Source organism: Glutamicibacter sp. AGC46, from assembly GCF_053543715.1.
The window spans coordinates 101,191-120,545 of record NZ_JBLVOJ010000024.1 but is presented as its reverse complement, the minus strand read 5'-3'; the positions used below and the strand labels follow the sequence as shown (position 1 = coordinate 120,545).

Genomic DNA, 19,355 nt, shown 5'->3' with positions numbered 1-19,355 from the left:
CGGAGGAAAAGCTTGCTCACCGCCGGTAGTGCTCCGCCAGCTTCTCCAGACCTTCGTCAATGCCCACCGCAGGTTTCCAGTCCAGGACTTCATGGGTTTCGCGCTGGTCGAACCAATGCGCGGTAGACAGCTGCTCGGCCAGGAAACGGGTCATCGGCGGCTCATCATGAACCAAGTTGCGCGAACCAGCTGCCAACCACAACTTCTCGATCACCGAACCGGCCGCACGGGCCAGCCAGCCCGGAACGTTGAGCTTCGGAGCCGGGGCGCCGCCAGCCTTGCAGATGCCGGCGATCAGCTCGCCCACCGGCCGAGGTTCGCCATTGGTGACCACCAGGGCTCGCCCGTGGGCGTGGTCCATGCGTTCCAGGCTGCGGACAATCGCCGCAGCGGCATTGTCGATATAGGTGGTGTCGATCAGTGCTGCGCCCTGGTCCAGCAGGGGCAGCCGTCCGGCCTTGGCCCGCTGGATGACGCGTTCCACCAGCTGGGTATCGCCGGGCCCCCACACAACGTGCGGGCGGATGGCGGTGACGCGAAGTGCTGGCGAATCGGCGCCCAGGGCATTGAGCTCGGCCGCTGCCTTGGAGCGTGCATAGAATCCATGCGCCTTGGCCGGATCGGCTTCGCCCGCACCGGCGCCCGCCAGCGAATCGCCGAAGTGCGCCACGGAAGGGGACGAGACGAACACGAAATCCTTGATTCCTGCGCGCTTGGATGCTTCGAGCAGATTGCTGGTTCCCGCGATATTGGTGGCGGCGAAGTCTTCCCATGCACCGGTGAAGGAGACCTTGGCTGCCAGGTGGATGACCGCGTCCATGGACTCCACGGCCGCGGCGACAGCCTGCGGATCCGTGAGCGAGCCGCGGACTTCATCAGTGGCTGATGCCGAGCTGCCGCGCTGGAAGGTGCGCACATGGTGGCCCTTGTCGCGCAATAGCTGGGCTACAGCGCCACCCAGCATGCCACTGGCTCCGGTGACCAGAACGCGACGGGCAGCGTCTTCATTTTTCGATGGGCTCACGGATTGCGGATCCTTCCACCTGCGAGGGCCGCGGCAGCCCAGTGGGCGAGCGCGGCCCGGTCAATCTTGGAGTTGTGCCGGATATCGGTGGGCAGGCTTGGGACTACCAGGACCGCTGCCACCTCGGTGCCGGTAGCCGCGACCGCGGCGCGAACCTGGCGGGCCAGATCGCTGGCGGCCGGACCGGATTTGCGGGCCGCGGGCACCGTTTCCATGACGACCACCGCGGCCTGGGTTCCGTCAGGTCCCACGCCGACCAGCGCGGCACGGCCAGCGCCAGCAACCGACTCGACAGCGTGCTCGGCGGCTACCGGGGTAATAGCGCCCTTGGCGGTGCGCAGCACGTGGCCAAGGCGTCCCTCGACCCACAGGCGTCCGGCCTCATCCAGATGCCCGACATCGCCGGTGCGATGCCAGCCGGGGATGGAGACGCTGAGCTGTTCGGTGATCCACAGCCGGTCGTAGCGGTCCTTGACGTGCGGGGCGCGGACCAGGATTTCGCCGGTGGCATTCGGGGTGTATTCCGGCTTGTCTCCGGCCACGCCCAGGGCGTCAATCGGCGCGATGGCAACGGTGGCTCCGGCGACTGCGGTGCCCACGCACACGCCATTGCCCGCTCCGGCAGCGCGGATGCCGGCCAAGTCGATATCGGTGACTGGCAAGGCCTCGGTCATGCCGTACGGGGTGTGGACCCGGGCATTGGGAACCAGATCCTGCACCTTGGCCAGCAGATGCTCGGGAATCGGGGCGCCGGCGGACAGCATCAGCGAGACGCCTTCCAAGGTTTCCCGCTGAGCCTGGTTCAGCGCATCCTGGGTTTCCAGGACATTAGCCAGCGCGGCGGGGGAGGCAAAGACGGTGGTTGCATCCACCGCGAGGGCGGCGTCTGCCAACGCAGCGGCAGTCAAGGTCCGCGGTGCGGTGACGTCCATGTCCGGGGTGACCGAAGTGGCACCCAAAGCAGGACCCAGCAGCGCGAACGGCGCGAAGCCTGCCACCAGCGCAGAGCCGGCCTTGAGGTTGTAGGTTTCACGCAGGGTATCGCGCATGGCGGCCAGTTCGCGATGCGTGTACACCACTCCCTTGGCCGGACCGGTGGAGCCGGAGGTGAACAGGACCGCCGCATCGGCATCCGGATCTGATGGCTCGAAAACCCGGGACCCGGAAGCGGCCTGGCTGCCGGCTTCATAGAGCTCGGGCAGGGTATGGGCTACCCCCAGCAGCTTGCGCTTCGCAGCAGGCAGGTCTCCAGCGGCAATCCTGGTTCCCGGCCAGCCGAACAGCCGCGCACCGGTGAGCGCACGGTCGATGCCAATCAGGTAGCTCGGGCCAGCGCCCTTGATGGCTCGTCCCATGCCCTTGGTGCCAAGGCCGGCATCGGCCACCACGATCACCGCCCCCAGGCGCAGGCAGGCGTAGATCAGGGTGGTCAGTTCAATTCCCGGTGGAACCAGCAGGTTCACCCGGTCGCCAGCCTGCACTCCGATCTGGCGCAATCCTGCGGCCAGGGCATTCACGCGCTGGCCCAGTTCGGCCCAGGACAGCGATCGCGCAGGATTGATGTCCACCACCGCGGCCGATTGGTCCTCGGTGCGCGAATCGAGTTCGGCAAGCATCGGACGGTATTCGCCCAGGGATTGGGCACGCGAGGTGTTCTTGGAACTCTTCTCGCCGGCAAGCCACTGGAAGATCGGGGTGGCAATATCGTTGTCTTCGCCCACCAAATGGCTGGAGCCTTCAAAGCGGTGTACCTGGGCGTGGGGCAGTCGCGACATCAAATCGCGCAGGTAGCGGTCGGAGAAGACCGGGTCCTTGGGTCCCCAGAGCATCAGGGCCGGGACCTTCAAGGAGCGCACTGCTTCCGAGATCTCGTCCAAGGCCGGACGGCTTGGGTGATCCTGGGAGAACGGGATATCGGCGACAAAGTTGGCTACGCCCTCACGCTTTTCAGCGTTGGTGTACGGGGCCATGAAGGCCTTGCGGATATCCGGGGCCAAGGCCGGCTGCGCCAGCGCGTGGGTTACCTGCAAGAAGGCAGGGGAAGTCTTGGTGCCCCAACCGTGCACCGCGGGATGGGACGCGAGTTTCAACGCGGCGGGAAGCTCGAAGCCTGCAGGGTGGATTGCGGTGTTGGTCAACACCACGTTCTCCAGATGGTCCGGGTGGGAAACGGCCCAGCCCAGGGAGATGATGCCGCCCCAGTCATGGCCCACGGTGGTAATTTTGCCGGCCAGCCCCAGTGCGCCAGTCAGATCGCCGAGATCGTTGACGCGGTCGGCCAGGCGGCGGAACTTACCGCTGCGCTCGGAGAAGCCCATGTCCAGCTGGTCCACTGCCACCACTCGCCACGGCAGCCCGTGCTCGGACACATGGTTCAGCAGGCTGCGCCAGAGGTAGGACCAGGTGGGGTTGCCGTGCACGCAGAGCAAGGTGCCGGCCGGCTCAATTCCGCGTTGCTTCAGTTCTTCGTTGTTATCCAGGACGTGCCACCGGTGCCTAGTGCCCGGGGAGTCCACCTGCGATGTGGACGGTACTTCCAGATACTTCGAATAAATGGCATCTACACCGGGGAAAAGCTCGGTCACCAGGCAATCTCCATCATCGCGGTGTTCAGGCCGGAACCGACGCCCATGCACAGCACCCGGTCGCCCTTCTTCAGCGAGTCGGCTTCTTGGGACAGGGTCATGGGCAGGGAAGCCGGTCCGACATTGCCCCACTTGGAGAAAGTGATTGGCACGCGGTCCTTGACCAGGCCGACGGCCTTGATAATGGCATTGGTGTAGGACTTGGAAACCTGATGGGTCACGTAGCGGTCCATGGACTTCCAGTTCCATCCGGATTGATGGGCTTCATCCCAGGCATCCACGACCAGTTCGAGGCCGTTATCCAGCAAGCCCTTCGTGTCCGTGTACATGCCCGAGGGTCCGCCGACACACAGCTCGTGGTGCTCGGTGCCGGCGCGCGATACGCCGCCGACGATGCGGTGCGCTTCCGGGTGCGCATCCGCTGGGCCAATGACCGCAGCGGCGGCGCCGGAACCCAAGGTCAGCGTGGCGAATTCACGCATGTAGTCATCGCGCGTGGAAGTTTCGGCGTTCAGCCGCTGGAAAGTGGTTTCCTGGGTTGGCTTGGCGTCTTCGCCCGCAACAATCAGGGCGTACTTGATCTGGCCGGAGTCGATCATGTTCGCTGCCAGGCTCATGCCGTTGACGAAGCCGAGGCAGGCGTTGGCCACGTCGAAATTCATTGCGGAGGATGGCAAGCCCAAGCCGTTGTGCACCTTGGAAGCCACCGACGGCTCCAAGTTGCGGCGGGTGACCGAAGTGTTGATCAGCAGGCCGATTTCGCTGGCATCGACACCGGCCTGGGCCAGCGCCTTCTTGCCGGCAAGAATTGCAGCGTCGTCGAATTCAACGCCATCGGACCACCAGCGGCGTTCCTTGACCCCGGAAACTCGTTCCAGAAGCTTCTTGGACAGGCGAAGGCGTTTCAGGCTAGGAGCAAGTCGCTCGTCGAATTCTGCAGAGCTCACCACCTCGGGTGCGAGGACGCTGTTCACTGATAAAAGCGCAACGTTGTGGTGCTTAAAGGTGGCATTGCCGTTCAAAATGGTGCCTTCGTTTCTGCTGGACTATCTATGTGCTGCGTGCTGCATTGAAACGTCGTGGCCGATGGGTGTGCGCCATCGGTTGCGTATGTGTTCTCCCTAGGTTATTCCCTGCATGACGCCAAGACCTATTTGAGCGCATTTTTTCAGCCGAAAGCTGGAATCAGTGCCTATGCAGACTATATCGATCCTACAGACTAGTCCTATGAGAATCATGGCAAGTGGGGGCGATCGTTCTGTGGGCCTGGTTCCATCTGCGCAGCCACAGGAAGCGCGCAGAAGCGCTCATCTGCGCGAAGTCTGAAACTCCGGACAATAAAAGCGATCCCCGTCACATTGCTGGGCCAGAGTCGCGTTGTATGGATAGCGCATCAAATCACGCTGATGCCCTCGCCCTCATCGACAAGGCGGTATCCAATGACAACTTCAAGCGTTGAAGCACAAAGCACTCTTCCGGTCGTTCTGCGATTCGTGATCTATAGCCTTATCGGTATTTTGTTCTTCTTCCTCCCCATCACCATCAACGGCAAGAGCACCATCCCGTTGGATCACTTGGTGACGTGGATTCAAACTGCCGCGGCACCGGTCGTTCCGTACATTATCTTGCTGATGCTCGTCTGCGGGACAGTTATTCCCTTCGTCACCGGAGGATGGAAGGCATCCAAGGTACGTGGCATATTCGCATTCCTGAACATCTTCGGGCTGGCTGTCGGCTGCTCGCTGCTCTTCAACGTTGCCCCGGCGTGGCTCAGCGATCCGGACATGGGTCCTTTTCTGCTGGACAAATTGGTCATTCCCGTTGGCTTGATCGTTCCAGTAGGTGCCATCTTCTTGGCCTTGCTAGTTGGCTACGGGCTGATGGAGTTCCTTGGTGTCTTCTGCCAACCGGTCATGCGTCCAATTTGGCGCACCCCGGGACGTTCGGCCGTGGATGCCGTGGCTTCCTTCGTGGGAAGCTACTCGCTGGGTCTGCTGATCACCGACCGCATGTACCGTGGCGGCCGCTACACGGGTCGCGAAGCTGCCATCATCGCTACCGGTTTTTCCACGGTGTCAGCCAGCTTCATGGTTATTGTTGCCAAGGCGCTGGACCTGATGGACCACTGGAGCCTGTACTTCTGGCTGTCGCTGGTAGTCACCTTTGCGGTGACCGCCATTTCGGTGCGCATTCCGCCTTTGAGCCGGATTCCAGACACGACGTACCTGGGCATGGAACATGACAAGGAAAAACTGGTCACGGGCAATCGTGCACGCGTTGCCTGGAGCGAAGCCATGGGAGCCTCGCGGCGAGCGCCATCGCTGCTCAAGAATGTCGGCGCCAACGTATGGGATGGGCTGAAAATGGCCATGGCAATTTTGCCGTCCATTCTCTCTGTCGGATTGCTCGGACTGGTGGTTGCCCGCTTCACTCCAGTTTTCGACTGGCTAGGATACCTGTTTGTCCCATTTGCCTGGATCGTCGGGCTGGATGACCCGTTGCTGGCTGGCAAGGCTTCGGCTACCGGCATTGCTGAAATGTTCCTTCCAGCAACCCTCATTGCGGGACACGAATCCATCGAGCTGCGCATGGTGATCGCCATCGTTTGCGTCTCTGCAATCATCTTCTTTTCAGCATTGGTGCCATGCGTCCTGGCGACGCAGATTCCGCTGAACATCCCGCAGATGGTAGCTATCTGGTTCGTGCGCGTTGTCCTGACCATCCTCATCGCGACACCAATCGTGCGCATGCTGCTATAGGTCGGCTGCGCTGGCGCACGGCAGCTTGCGAAACCAATGGGTTGAACCGAGTGATGCTTTCCGATTCGACGCGACCACGCCATGTCGCGGCACTGTTGCAGCTTTGCGATTCCTGAATGCCGTTGCAAGGCGGAGACGATCCGTCGTTGAATGGTCGAACCGATACGACGGAAAGCAGGTTCCAATGAATCACTTACACGAATCAGGTGCTCCGATGCAGGGTGATCCGAGTATTCCCGACCAGCCAGAACCGCCAGCGCAACCGCCGACACCAGATGCTCCGCCAAGCCCGGCGCAGCCGGACGTACCACCAAGCCCTTCGCATCCGGATGGGCCGATCCCGCCCCCGGGCCCGCAGGATCCCACTGAGCCGGCGCCGGGGCACCCAACTGACCCCACGACTCCGCCACCGCCTGCATTCGCCTAGGCGCAACGACCGAGGCTGGCGACATCCAATGCCCTGCAGGAACCTGGTTCCTGCAGGGCATTGGCCATAACTGCAAGAAGTTGGGTCAAACGCCTATCGAGATCAAGGAGATCTGCCTCCGCTCGGCGATGCCCGTGAGCGCTTGCAGCAAGCCGGGACAGCGACGAAGCCAACCGGGTGAGCTATTTACCGAAGTCGGGATCGCAGGTAGAAGCGGAACGGTTATCGTGACCGCATCAATGTCCTCGTTCGCCGACGACGCAAGGACGCAAATCAACCGTGGGAACGCTATCGGGGCCGCTCAGGTAGCTCTACTGTCGCCGCGCATCGGTACAGTGGATCCAAGTAGTATTACTCTGCATTGGCGACCACCCTGTGAAAGGCGCAAATGGCACATTCAGTACAGGTGAAAGATCGAATTCGTGGAGTCCTGACCGGGATGGCTGCCGGAGATGCCCTGGGCGCGGGCTACGAATTCAACGCACCGTTGCCCGAATCCGCCAAAATCTCGATGATTGGTGGCGGGTTGGGCGATTTTGCGCCCGGGGAGTGGACCGACGACACCTCAATGGCCATAGTCATTGCCCAGGGCCTGCTGGATTCCAACGGCAAGCTTGATGGTGCCGCGAGCAACTACATGGTTCGGGAATGGGCCAAATGGGCCACGAACGCACCGGACGTCGGCAACCAGACGCGGGCAGTCCTTGCCCACGCCCAGCATGTTGCGTCTACTGACGGAAGAGCCGAGCCGACCGCTGATGATGCGCTAGCTGGTTCTGAACAGATTCACCGGAGAACTGGCCGCTCCGGCGGGAACGGCAGTCTCATGCGCACAGCGCCCGTGGCGCTGGCTTATCTGTCTGAACCGCCTGCTGCCGCATTCGAAGCTGCGGCAGCTATCAGCAAGCTGACCCATTTTGATGATGAAGCCGCTGAGGCCTGCGGGCTTTGGACAGCAGCCATTCACCACGCTGTGCGCACCGGCGAACTAGATATTCGCAGTGGTCTTGCGATGCTTGAACCAGAACGCGCACAAGCATGGGAGCAGCGCATCCACCATGCCGAAAACCATCGACCTCGGGACTTCACAAATAACGGTTGGGTCGTTGAAGCGTTCCAAGGTGCTTGGAGCGCGATCGCCACCGCCGAACCGGAAGACGGGAACGCTCGCTTGGTTCCGGTGCTGGAAGCGGCTGTTCGCGGAGGCGTGGATACCGACACCGTGGCAGCCATCGCCGGATCGCTCATTGGCGCAGCTTCCGGGTTCTCGAGTGTTCCGGCGCAGTGGGTGGATATGGTCCACGGTTGGCCCGGAATGAGGATGCAACAGCTTGTCGATATTTCGAGTGAGCTCGCGGGCTAAGTTCTCCTGCGGGATCTTGCTTCTAGTCCCGGGCTGGTCGTCGAGCTTCCAGCTTCTGTGGCAGCACGATGCTGACTTCGTGGCGCACCCCACGCGCACCGAGGCCAGTCAGATCAATCGCTAGAAACCAGGGTCCGGAATGGGGCACCTTGATTCGGTATGGAGCACGGCGTGCCAGTCCACCGTATGCTTCGAATTCTTCTCCGTCCTGGAATGCCGCGAAATTTTCCGGATCCATCAACCGCAGATGAGCCGGTCCACTGAGAGTCACTACCAAGATGCTTCCCCGCTCAATGAAATCCCAATAATGTTCAGCAAAATTAGGCTCCGCCAATGCCAGCCTCCTCGATCCCAGGTGATCCGCCGAGCAGCGGACCCAGACCCATTAACTCAAATTCAGGCCAGTGTCGCCAACGCACCCAAGGCAAGAGCACTGTACCGGTTCGGGCATTTGCAACGGCAAAGCTGCAGGAGTCTGGAGAACGAGGCCTTCTGGTCTTTGGGGTGCGTCGCGTTGCCACCTCAACCGATGCCAGATCCGCGATCGCAAGAGGGCTAGTGGCAATTTCCATTCGAGCTGCCGGCAGGTGGCATGAGCCGATCGCTGCATTGGACGAGCCGGAAGCCATCGGCTATTGGGTCCCGGATACCGGGGCAAGGAAGCAATATGACGACTCGAACGATTCGATCTCAACCGGATTGACGTGCTAGGCGGCAATTAATCCGCTGCTCGCGATAGCGTACCTAAGTGGGATGAAGTAACGCACAACTTGGGTCATGGCGGCCCAGAGCAATGAGGCAAAGTTCATGGATTTACTGACGGGCATTGGCCTGGAACAACTGCGAATGTGGATTTGGATTCTGGTGATTGGTTTTGCCGTGGCGGCGGGGCTATGGCGGAGGCACCAGCTAGTGGCGGTCGCCCTGGCCTCGGTGCTCTTATTCGCCGCTGCCAGCGCCGGTGCCGGGATCTATATCCTGAAGCGGCCAGGTGATCCGCGATGGACCATGGGCGAGCCTCCGGTGAATGCCCCTGATCTTTCCGGAATACCAGTTGTGGGCAAGCAACTGGCTCCCGTGGAATCTGCATTGGAATCGATTGCCGGGGGAGTGAATTCCTTCTGGGAATTCAATCAGGCCCTGCCGGTGGCCCTCGACTTCTTTGAACGCAGCGGCTGGGCCCTGCTCGCGGCCATTCCGCTGATCATCGCCATGATGATCAAGACTTTCAGGGCTGCCAGCCGCCGCAGGCAGGAACTGAAGAACCTCAGTGGTGCCGTGGCGCAACTCCAATCCGAGCTTGCCGCGATCAAGGGGAATTTGTCTGAGCAGGGCACTGCGGCCGAGGCTCCAGAACAGGGCAGCCAACGGGAGAACGCAGGCACTCGTAGATCGCGCCGGGGCGAATGAACATTAATTAGCCAGACGCGAAACGGCGCCGGATCTGTCCTGCACTGCTGGACAAGACCGGCACCGTTCTCTGCGACCCGAGTGAGCTGGGGTGACTAGGCCAACGTCGCGGTATCGATTACGAAGCGGTAGCGGACATCGGATGCCAGCACGCGCTCGTAAGCCTCATTGATCTGCGTGGCACCGATGACCTCGATCTCTGCGCCAATGCCATGCTGGGCACAGAAATCCAGCATCTCCTGGGTTTCCTCGATGCCGCCGATCTGCGAACCTGCGAAGGAACGGCGTCCCCCGATCAGTGCGAAGGCATTGACAGGCAACGGTTCTGCCGGAGCACCAACGTTGACCATGGTGCCGTTCACGCGCAGCAGTCCGAGGTAGGCACTGACGTCGATGGAAGCGCTGACGGTGTTGATGATCAGGTCGAACTTCTTCTGCAGATCCTTGAAGGTGTTCTCATCGCTGGTGGCCCGGTAGTCGGTTGCGCCCAGCTTCAGTCCATCATCCTTCTTCTTCAGCGACTGCGACAGAACGGTGACCTCAGCGCCCATGGCACTGGCGATCTTGACCGCCATGTGGCCCAGGCCGCCGAGTCCCACGACGGCAATCTTCTTGCCCGGCCCTGCACCCCAGTGCCTCAGCGGGGAGAAGGTGGTGATGCCGGCGCAAAGCAGGGGCGCGGCAACATCCAGATCGATGCCTTCAGGAATGTTCAGGGCGAAGTTCTCGGTAACCACGACATGCGTGGCGTAGCCACCTTGGGTCATGCTGCCATCACGGTCACGAGCACCGTAGGTACCAACACTCTGCTCGCAGAATTGCTGGTCTCCGGCAAGGCAGTTCTCGCATTCCATGCAGGAATTGACCATGCAGCCCACGCCAACGCGGTCGCCCACCTTGTGCTTGGTTACCTCTGGCCCGACTTCGGCAACGATGCCGGCAATTTCGTGGCCCGGGACCAGCGGATAGTTCTGGTTTCCCCATTCTCCGCGCACCGTGTGGATGTCGGAGTGGCAGATGCCGGAGAACTTGATATCAATCAAGACATCGTGCGGACCTACTGCACGACGTTCAATCTGCGTCGGAATGAGTCCATCAGTCGCAGAGTGCGCTGCGTATGCATTGACCATAGTTGCCATCAGGTTTTTCCTTTGTCTTGCGGGTTGCGACTGGAAATGTTCTGGACTGCGGCGATTGCCGCGGTCCGTCAGGGCAAAGCCCATGGAGAACAACAATCGACAGGCTATGAATAATCCCGGCTGGAGAAAATTTCCTTCCGCAGGTTTCCCTGCCTAAATGAGGATCAACGCGCACCGTGCTGGTTGCGCCCGGGGATCGCCAGGGCAGCAGCGCCGCATGATCTTCGCTGGTTGCCCAGGCTGCAAGGCCGCTCTCAAACGATGAATGGCAGCGACGCAAGTGGCTGGCACGCGCCTATCGCCCAAGAACTGCGTCTTTTGCCAATTCCCGGTAGGCTAGTACCTGGGTCTGCATGTTCTATGCGGGCCCCGAAAGAAAATAACTCCCAGGGCTGACTGACCGTTGGTCCCGACCGCCAGTTTCGCGGTCCTCGGTAGTGACTTTCGCTAGGGCAAATATGCGCCCCAGCGCGGGTCTCGATCGAAGACCAGATCTGGGTAGGGCCACACGGTTCGCTCATCCACCACGTGGGAGCGATCGAAAGGAGCACCCCCTTAATGGAGGGTCCAGAAATCCAATTCGCCGAAGCACAGATCGACAACGGTCGCTACGGCACCCGCACCATTCGCTTCGAAACCGGCCGCATTGCCAAGCAGGCTGCAGGTTCGGCAATGGTCTACATCGATGACGAGACCGCACTGCTCTCGGCAACTACCGCTGGCAAGCACCCACGCGAAGGCTTCGACTTCTTCCCACTGACCGTGGACGTTGAAGAGCGCATGTACGCAGCCGGCCGCATCCCAGGCAGTTTCTTCCGCCGCGAAGGCCGCCCATCGACCGAAGCCATCCTGGCTTGCCGCCTGATGGACCGCCCACTGCGCCCAGCCTTCGTCAAGGGCCTGCGCAACGAGGTCCAGGTTGTCGTCACCGTGCTGTCCATCGAGCCAGACGAGCTGTACGACGTCGTAGCGATCAACGCTTCGTCGATGTCCACCCAGCTTTCGGGTCTGCCATTCTCCGGCCCAATCGGCGGCGTTCGCGTTGCACTGGTTGATGACGGAAACGGCGCACAGTGGGTTGCCTTCCCACGCCACTCCGAGCTGAAGAACGCTGTCTTCAACATGGTTGTTGCCGGCCGTATCGCTGGCGACGACGTTGCCATCATGATGGTGGAAGCTGAAGCTACCGACAACGCTTGGGAACTGATCAAGGAACGCGGCGTCCAGGCTCCAACCGAAGAGGTTGTCGCTGAAGGCCTTGAGGCTGCGAAGCCATTCATCAAGGTCCTGTGCGAGGCCCAGGCCGACCTGGCTGCTCGCGCTGCCAAGGAAACCGTTGAATTCCCGGTCTTCCGCGATTACGAAGAAGATGCCTTCACCGCTGTCGAGGCTGCTGCTTCGACCCGCTTGACGGAGATCTACACCATCGCTGACAAGCAGGAGCGCGACAACGCTGCCAGCGCATACAAGGAAGAGATCGTTGCATCGCTGGCTGGCGAAGGCAACGCTTTCGCAGGCCGCGAGGGTGAAATCTCCAAGGCATTCGGCGCTGTTACCAAGCACATCGTGCGCCAGCGCATCCTGACCGACCAGATCCGCATCGACGGCCGCGGCCTTGCTGACATCCGCCAGCTCTCCGCCGAGGTCGAGGTTCTGCCTCGCGTTCACGGTTCGGCAATCTTCGAGCGTGGCGAAACCCAGATCATGGGCGTCACCACCTTGAACATGCTGAAGATGGAACAGCAGATCGACTCGCTGTCGCCGGTGAAGACCAAGCGCTACATGCACAACTACAACTTCCCTCCATACTCGACCGGTGAAACCGGCCGTGTTGGTTCGCCTAAGCGCCGCGAAATCGGCCATGGCGCACTGGCTGAGCGCGCACTGGTTCCAGTGCTGCCTAGCCGCGAGGAATTCCCATACGCAATCCGCCAGGTCTCCGAGGCATTGGGCTCCAACGGCTCGACCTCCATGGGCTCGGTTTGCGCATCGACCCTGTCGCTGCTGAACGCTGGCGTGCCACTGAAGGCTGCCGTTGCAGGCATCGCCATGGGCCTGGTTTCGGACACCGTAGACGGGGAAACCCGTTACGCTGCCCTGACCGATATCCTCGGTGCCGAAGATGCCATGGGCGACATGGACTTCAAGGTTGCAGGTACCTCCGAGTTCGTTACCGCGATCCAGCTGGACACCAAGCTGGATGGTATTCCGGCATCGGTTCTGGCCGCCGCGCTGACCCAGGCTCGCGAAGCACGCCTGCACATCCTGAACGTTCTGAACCAGGCTATCGACGCCCCGGATGAACTGAACGTCAACGCTCCACGAATCATCTCCGTGAAGATTCCAGTGGACAAGATCGGCGAGGTCATCGGCCCTAAGGGCAAGATGATCAACCAGATCCAGGAAGACACCGGCGCTGACATCTCGATCGAAGATGACGGCACCGTGCTGATCGGCGCAACTAACGGCGAGTCCGCTGAAGCCGCCCGCTCGGCCATCAACGCTATTGCCAACCCTCAGGTTCCTGAGGTCGGCGAGCGTTACCTGGGTACCGTCGTGAAGCTGACCACCTTCGGTGCGTTCGTTTCGCTGACCCCGGGCAAGGACGGCCTGCTGCACATCTCCGAGCTGCGCAAGATCAACGATGGCAAGCGTGTCGAGGACGTCGAAGACGTCGTCGGCGTTGGCCAGAAGCTGCAGGTGGAGATCACCAAGATTGATGACCGCGGCAAGCTGTCGCTGGCTCCAGTCGTCGAGGAAGAAGCTGAAGAAGCAGTTGCTGCTGAGTAGTCTTTAGATTCTTGCTGAAACCCCGATTCGCTTGGCGAATCGGGGTTTTTGCTTATTCTTGCCCGGGAGCAGGTTTCTCCCAAAGTCTTTGGCGGTCCTGGCTGGAGGCATGACCTGATGACGCAGCCAATTGAACTCTCATAGATCTTCTCCAAGTTCCAAAGCGGGTGCCGCTTGGCGGAGAGAACCTATCGCGGGGGCTCACGCTTCCAATTCAAGAAGCATCTGCAGTGCCTCGCGAGAAATTGTGCGCAAGGCATTTCCACTGCGCCGCGCTGCCCTTTCGGACGACCTCAGTGGAGTTTCTCAGGCGCTAGCTGCCAGCCTGATACCCAGTACCTTGCGGGCCGCAGCTAGCGCCGGACAACACGTGCTGTACCCCATTGCCGCTTTCCAGCCACGTTGGCTTTGGGCGGAGGCAAGCACTGACCTTAACCAGATAAAACCATCTGGGTCAGATGGACTGCGGAGAGTTGAACCAGCGGTCCTAGTGTCCAGAGTGTACTCGTCCCGGTTCGCTCAGGCGCAGAGCCGCAGGCGGGAAGGCGCTGATACCCCTGATTCGATCGCTGGCCACCTAGGATAGGAACGAGGAATAGAAAAAGTAGCCGTAGCGCAAATGAAGGACGTTGAACCAGTGGATATCGGGGGAACGAAACTGCAGCATCAGAATCTGCTGGTGACGCTGTACGGCCTGTATGGCGAATCGGCCAGTGGCTCTTTCCCTGTTTCTATCATCGTCGAGATGTTCGATGCCTTGGGTATCAGGTCGCAAGCAATCCGCTCCACCATTTCACGGTTGAAAAGCCGCGGCGTGCTAATTAACGAACGCGCAGGGAACGAATCCCAGTACCAGCTCTCCGCCGAGGTTATGGACAGCTTCCGGAAGGACGACCAACGGATCTTTGCTCCTTCGCGTTCAACCTCCGGGGACTCCTTGGTGCTGGCCATTTTTTCCGTACCCGAGAGCGAGCGGAATCGCCGGTACGAACTGCGCACCGAGCTGGCTAGCTTAGGGTTCGGGATGGTCTCCGGAGGAGTGGCCGTGGGGCCGCATCTGGCATTCGAGCAGGCTAAGGTCCGCTTGGATGCGCGAGGATTGTCCAAGTACGTCGAGTTCTTCAAGGCTGACTACATGTCCCCTGCCGATATCCGGGACAAGGTTGCCCAATGGTGGGATCTTGAAGCACTGGACCATCAGTACACCGACTTCCTCCAGTTGTATGTCGGACGCTTAGGAACGTGGCAGCAACGGCTAGCTGATCCCGTCGAGTCAGCCGAGCAGCGCTCGGAACTGGAGCGGGCGGCTTTCGCCTTCTATATTCCGATGCTTACGCGCTGGCGGCGTTTCCCTTATCGGGATCCGAATTTGCCCTTCGAATACCTGCCTGATGGGTGGAAAGCTCCGCAGGCCAAGAAGACCTTCCTGGCGTTGCACGCGCTGTTGTCCCCGCATGCGGAACTATACGCGAGTCGGCTACTCGGCTCGCGCGTCGACTAGTACCTGCCGCATCCAGGTCTGCACGGCCTGCCAATGATGCTGCTGCGGGTCGATGATTTCAAAGTGGTCCAGCGACCGGTGGATCATTTGTTCCGGCAGAACGTGTCCGGCCAGGGAATCCAGGTATTCCCGCGTGTGCTCCAGCGGTACCCGGTCGTCGTTGAACCCGTGGACCAAGAGCGTTGGCACCGAAGGCGGTGGGGCCTGGATTGGCGAAGCATCGTGGTAGATTGCCGGAATCCCGGCCGGAGAATCGCCGAAATATTCCATTGCTGCACCATCGCCGAGGGATTCTGCATGCACCTTGGAAGCATCGGTGACTGGAGCGAGGCCTACCACGGCATCGGCGAAATTGGAGTTCAGCAGCGCCAATTGACCGCCGACCGAATGTCCGATAAGAATAGCTGCCTCGGATTGGCCCTGGTATCGCAACGAGCTGCGCACGAGCTGGATTGCCGCGGCCACATCGAAAGATGGGGTGGGCCACGGGTGGTCCGGACCGCGCCGGTATTCCACGTTGGCCACGCTCCAGCCAGAGCGCAGCAAATCGTCAGCCATCGGTTGCATCACGCTGGCGGTGATCCGCTGGCGCCAGTAGCCGCCGTGGACCAGGACCGCAGTGCCCAGGGAAGGCTGTTTGAACGGGTGCGCCAGGATGAAATGCTGGTCGGGATGATCCCCGTACTTGAGCAACTCGGACTCTCGCGTATTTTGCGGCACTGCGCTTTTTCCTTCCATCCTGCGGCGGCCGGCAGGAGTATCCCTGCCGGCCACGTAGTAATTTCTGCCAATGCTAGTCTGCGCCGGGTACGGATCCCGGTGGCAGGAAGTCCACGTCACGCAGTGCTGAGAGGCGGACAACTTCCTCCGGGTCAGACAAGTTGTGAAGCTCATCGAAGAGCGTGGACAGTTGTCCCGAAGGGCTTACCCAAAAGAGCGATTTGCCCGGTGCGCCATCCTTGACGTAGTAGGCGTGAGGAAGTCCCATGGGCATGCGGACGGTATCGCCAGGCCCGGCCTTGAACCATTCGCCGTCCAGGTACAGGGTGTAAGTGCCTTCCATTATGTAAATGTGCTCATCTTGCTTAGGGTGCACGTGCGGAGGCACACCGGTTCCAGTGGGATCAAGGGAAAGCCATGCAAAGCTGCTGGAACTCTCGACCTTGGAGAGATAGGTGTGGCCGAGGACATTCCACGTCTTGTTGCCCATTGATTCACTGGCCAAAGTTATGCCCTTGGGCAGATCGCCCAGAATGATTTCTTGGCCTTGGTGCTGTTCCATGATGACTCCTTAGCGGGTAGATGGCTGGTGCGTCCAGCATGGCATGAATCACATTAGATATGCAATAGGTCTTGCGATCGCAAAATTCGGTGTATATGATTTCTATCACTTCGGCCTATGCTGCCGGACTCTTCACTACCCTCGCAATTCACGCATCGCGGTCGATGGGACCCGTTGCTGCACTCTACGAGTAAGGCACCAATGTGAATACCACTCAGGTAAAAGGAATGAGCGTCTACACGCTTGGCACCGGAGGCGGCCCGATCGTTTCCAGTTCCCGTGCTGGCACCAGCACGGCGATTAGGGTCGATGGGGCAACCTACGTGATTGACTGCGGCATGGGAAGCATCCGCAATTACCGGTCGCATGCCGAATGGGGCGAATTGCGCGCGGTGCTGCTGACCCATCACCACTCGGACCACATCTACGATCTCGGCGCCTATCTGGTGACCGGGTGGCAGGTCCCGGGGGAGTCTTTCGCCCGGCCTATCCAAGTTTTCGGCCCTGGACGTCCCAATCGCATCCCCGCCCTTGGCCCGGAGCACGAGCAGCAGATCGCTTCGCGCGTCGCCGAGCGGGAAATGACCAGCACCGAAGAAATCGTCGATGCGCTGCTGGACAAGGTCTTCTCCTCCGACGTGTTGATCCGCATGGCCGATGAAGGCCGCGACGAACCCCACGAATGGATCCAGTCGCAGAACATCCAGATCCCCGAGGCATCCGGGGCCTGCGCAGTTGAAAATCGCCACCCGGAAATGGAGCCCTTTGAGATCTACCGAGATGAGCTGGTGGCGATCTCCGCGATTCTGGTCGACCACCGCTTGTGCTTCCCGGCATTCGCCTTCCGGATCGACTCGCGCTACGGTTCCGTCGTGGTCTCCGGAGACACCGCCTACTCCGAGAACTGCATCAGGCTCGCCCGCGGAGCTGACTTGCTGCTGCATGAGGTCATCGATCTGCCTGGCATCCTGGCGACATTCCCGGACGGCCCGACGCGCGATGGCATCGAAGTGCATTTGCGTGAATCGCACACGCCGTACAGCGAGGTGGGCAAGGTCGCCGCGAAAGCCGAAGTCGGCGCGCTGGTGCTGCATCACATCGTTCCCAACACCCCCGGTGCCGCTGATCTGGAAGCTATGCTGGAGACCGCACGCGGTGATTTCGCGGGGAATGTATCCATCGCCGAGGACAATGACGTCTTCAGCATCGGCCCGGCGGCGCTGGAACTCTCCGCGGCCGATTCCAAGGGGAGCTTGGTATGAGTACGACACAGAATCTCGCGGACCACACCTTGCGTGCGGCCATTGCCAACGGCAAAATGAACCGGCGCGCCTGGATGGTGACCGGCATGCTGGTACTCTTCCAGATCGTGAACTTCGCCGACAAAGCTGTCCTGGGGCTCGTGGCTGATCCCGCCATGCGCGAACTCGGGTTGACTGCCGGTCAGTTCGGCTTCATCGGCAGCGCCTTCTTCTTCCTCTTCGCCATTGTCGGCGTTATTGTCGGCTTCCTGGCCGGAAAGGTATCCACCCGCTGGATCTTGCTGACCATGGGCATTGCCTGGGCAGTCCTGCAGTTCCCGATGCTCTTCGGCGGAGGCGCGGCAATCCTGCTGGTCACACGCATCCTGCTGGGTGGAGCCGAGGGGCCGGCGACCCCCATTTCGCTGCAGCATGCCCACGGCTGGTTCAATGCGAAGGAACGTGGGCTGCCCAGTAGCGTCATCGCTGCCGGTTCAACCCTGGGGCCGATCCTCGCGGCTCCTGCCCTTGCATGGATCATCGCCAACCCGGCCCTGGGCTGGCGCTGGGCCTTCGGTTTCCTGGGGATCTTCGGGCTGCTCTGGAGCGTAGCGTGGCTGCTTCTGGGCCGCGACGGCCCGTACAGCCATTCCACGGCGGGCAAGGCACAGGCGAAAGCCGGTGCCATCTCGTTGGCGGAGGACCAGCAGCAGGCTGGGCAGAAACCGGAACCGGTCGCCGAATTCGACCTGCAGGGCAAGGGGAGCATTGCGGATTCCTCCGATCTGCTGAAAATCGTGCCGATTCGACGAGTCCTGGGCTCGTGGATGTTCGTGGCAGCGGTGCTCGCAGGTGCCGGCTGCTTCTGGGCGCAGGGTTTCTTGACCACGTGGTCCCCGAAATATCTGGGATCCGTCGTTGCCCTGACACCGGAAATGATCGGTTTGGTCTCCACCTTCCCCTGGGTGATCGGCGCTATCGCGCTGCTGGTTTTGGGCTTCGGCTCCCGCTACTTGATGAAGCGCGGCGTGACGGTTCGCTGGGCCATGGGCGCCCTGTTCGGCGCAACGTTGCTGATTTCCGGGGTCTGCTTCTCGATCTTGCCCTTCCTCTCCGGCTACGCCGCCGTGGCGATGCTGACTCTCGGTGCCGGTACGGCAATGATCTATCCCTTGGCTCCCACGGCAATCGCCTTCAGCGTCTGCTCCAGGCAGCGCGCGGCCCTCATGGCCACGCTCACTGGACTGGCTTCGGTGGGCGGCGTGGTCGCTCCCGCAATGGTCGGTGGCCTGATGGACAGCGCGGGCTATATTCCCAGCCCTAAGGGCGTGGCTGACTCGGCGGAGATGGCCGAGTTGCTGGCTCAGGGCATGAATGCCTCATTCGGGATGATCGGAATCTACCTGGTTGTTGTTGGCATCTTCTGCGTCTTGATGCTCAATCCGGACCGGACAGCGCGCAAGCTGCAGACCAGCTTCACGTTCACCGGCTAGCCAAGATCGCCCCGGATCGAGCTGCAGGATCCCATCGGCCAAGTCGCAACGGCCGATGGGATTCTGCTGCACATGGCGATCCGCGGCCTAGCTCCTATGGATGCCGGTGGGAGTGATGGCGCAGGAAGCATGGCCGCACTCAGGGCAGGCATTCATGGAATGCGCTGCAATGCCTGCATGGCTGGTTCGCCTTTTGGAAAATCCCTTTGCATTCCACCCGGCCATCGTTTCCCCGGTGCCAGCGCACTTGCATTTCGCAAGTGCGATCTTGCCGGCAAGCGGACCCTTGGCAGGCCTGGGGGTGCTGGAAAAGGATAAAACCGTGGCACACCGCTGTGCGC

14 protein-coding genes are annotated in these 19,355 nt (G+C 61.0%); 7 read left to right on the top strand and 7 right to left on the bottom strand.

Annotated elements, in window-relative coordinates:
• Positions 1-16: 16 nt before the first annotated feature.
• Genes ACNPM8_RS12585 through ACNPM8_RS12575 form a run of 3 tightly spaced genes read right to left on the bottom strand, consistent with a single transcriptional unit; the run spans position 17 to position 4,631 of the window.
• The gene (locus ACNPM8_RS12585; protein WP_448939945.1) at positions 17-1,024 is read right to left on the bottom strand and encodes an NAD-dependent epimerase/dehydratase family protein; all 1,008 of its coding nucleotides are present in this window, start codon (positions 1,022-1,024) and stop codon (positions 17-19) included.
• Entirely contained in the window at positions 1,021-3,612 is a 2,592-nt protein-coding gene (locus ACNPM8_RS12580; protein ID WP_448940108.1) for an alpha/beta fold hydrolase, read from the bottom strand. The genes ACNPM8_RS12585 and ACNPM8_RS12580 overlap by 4 nt, the downstream gene beginning before the upstream one ends.
• Positions 3,606-4,631 carry a 3-oxoacyl-ACP synthase III gene (locus ACNPM8_RS12575; RefSeq protein WP_013348415.1) on the bottom strand — a complete coding sequence of 342 codons (1,026 nt, stop codon included), beginning with the start codon at positions 4,629-4,631 and terminating at the stop codon, positions 3,606-3,608. The genes ACNPM8_RS12580 and ACNPM8_RS12575 overlap by 7 nt, the downstream gene beginning before the upstream one ends.
• Before the next feature lie 417 nt (positions 4,632-5,048).
• Between ACNPM8_RS12575 and ACNPM8_RS12570 the strand changes: the two genes are divergently transcribed.
• Both ACNPM8_RS12570 and ACNPM8_RS12565 read left to right on the top strand, forming a co-directional pair.
• The gene (locus ACNPM8_RS12570; RefSeq protein WP_448939944.1) at positions 5,049-6,368 is read left to right on the top strand and encodes a YjiH family protein; all 1,320 of its coding nucleotides are present in this window, start codon (positions 5,049-5,051) and stop codon (positions 6,366-6,368) included.
• A gap of 815 nt (positions 6,369-7,183) precedes the next feature.
• The gene (locus ACNPM8_RS12565) at positions 7,184-8,158 is read left to right on the top strand and encodes an ADP-ribosylglycohydrolase family protein (RefSeq protein WP_448939943.1); all 975 of its coding nucleotides are present in this window, start codon (positions 7,184-7,186) and stop codon (positions 8,156-8,158) included.
• A 22-nt stretch (positions 8,159-8,180) separates the two neighbouring features.
• Here ACNPM8_RS12565 and ACNPM8_RS12560 read toward each other — a convergent pair whose 3' ends face one another.
• Complete coding sequence (locus ACNPM8_RS12560; RefSeq protein WP_166650648.1) at positions 8,181-8,492, bottom strand: DUF1883 domain-containing protein; 312 nt, start codon at positions 8,490-8,492, stop codon at positions 8,181-8,183.
• Positions 8,493-8,965: 473 nt separating this feature from the next.
• Between ACNPM8_RS12560 and ACNPM8_RS12555 the strand changes: the two genes are divergently transcribed.
• Positions 8,966-9,568 carry a hypothetical protein gene (locus ACNPM8_RS12555; RefSeq protein WP_133832980.1) on the top strand — a complete coding sequence of 201 codons (603 nt, stop codon included), beginning with the start codon at positions 8,966-8,968 and terminating at the stop codon, positions 9,566-9,568.
• A gap of 95 nt (positions 9,569-9,663) precedes the next feature.
• Here the strand turns inward: ACNPM8_RS12555 and ACNPM8_RS12550 are convergent, their stop codons facing one another.
• A complete protein-coding gene (locus tag ACNPM8_RS12550) occupies positions 9,664-10,707 on the bottom strand; it encodes an NAD(P)-dependent alcohol dehydrogenase (RefSeq protein ID WP_133832979.1) in 1,044 nt (347 codons plus the stop codon).
• A 558-nt stretch (positions 10,708-11,265) separates the two neighbouring features.
• Here ACNPM8_RS12550 and ACNPM8_RS12545 point away from each other — a divergent pair.
• Positions 11,266-13,497 (top strand): polyribonucleotide nucleotidyltransferase, encoded by a 2,232-nt coding sequence (locus ACNPM8_RS12545; RefSeq protein WP_133832978.1) that lies wholly within the window; start codon positions 11,266-11,268, stop codon positions 13,495-13,497.
• A gap of 619 nt (positions 13,498-14,116) precedes the next feature.
• Positions 14,117-14,998 carry a PaaX family transcriptional regulator gene (locus ACNPM8_RS12540; RefSeq protein WP_105658210.1) on the top strand — a complete coding sequence of 294 codons (882 nt, stop codon included), beginning with the start codon at positions 14,117-14,119 and terminating at the stop codon, positions 14,996-14,998.
• On the opposite strand, the gene ACNPM8_RS12535 is transcribed toward ACNPM8_RS12540, so the two are convergent.
• Together ACNPM8_RS12535 and ACNPM8_RS12530 are read right to left on the bottom strand one after the other, a co-directional pair.
• Positions 14,975-15,718 (bottom strand): alpha/beta hydrolase, encoded by a 744-nt coding sequence (locus ACNPM8_RS12535; RefSeq protein ID WP_332502875.1) that lies wholly within the window; start codon positions 15,716-15,718, stop codon positions 14,975-14,977. The two genes, ACNPM8_RS12540 and ACNPM8_RS12535, sit on opposite strands and share 24 nt — an antisense overlap.
• A gap of 73 nt (positions 15,719-15,791) precedes the next feature.
• The gene (locus ACNPM8_RS12530) at positions 15,792-16,280 is read right to left on the bottom strand and encodes a cupin domain-containing protein (protein WP_448939942.1); all 489 of its coding nucleotides are present in this window, start codon (positions 16,278-16,280) and stop codon (positions 15,792-15,794) included.
• Positions 16,281-16,507: 227 nt separating this feature from the next.
• On the opposite strand from ACNPM8_RS12530, the gene ACNPM8_RS12525 reads away from it, so the two are divergent.
• Positions 16,508-17,542, top strand: coding sequence for an MBL fold metallo-hydrolase (locus ACNPM8_RS12525; protein WP_105658207.1), 1,035 nt, complete (start codon positions 16,508-16,510; stop codon positions 17,540-17,542).
• Positions 17,539-19,014: an MFS transporter gene (locus ACNPM8_RS12520; protein WP_105658206.1), complete on the top strand. Its 1,476-nt coding sequence runs from the start codon at positions 17,539-17,541 to the stop codon at positions 19,012-19,014. The genes ACNPM8_RS12525 and ACNPM8_RS12520 overlap by 4 nt, the downstream gene beginning before the upstream one ends.
• Positions 19,015-19,355 lie beyond the last annotated feature (341 nt).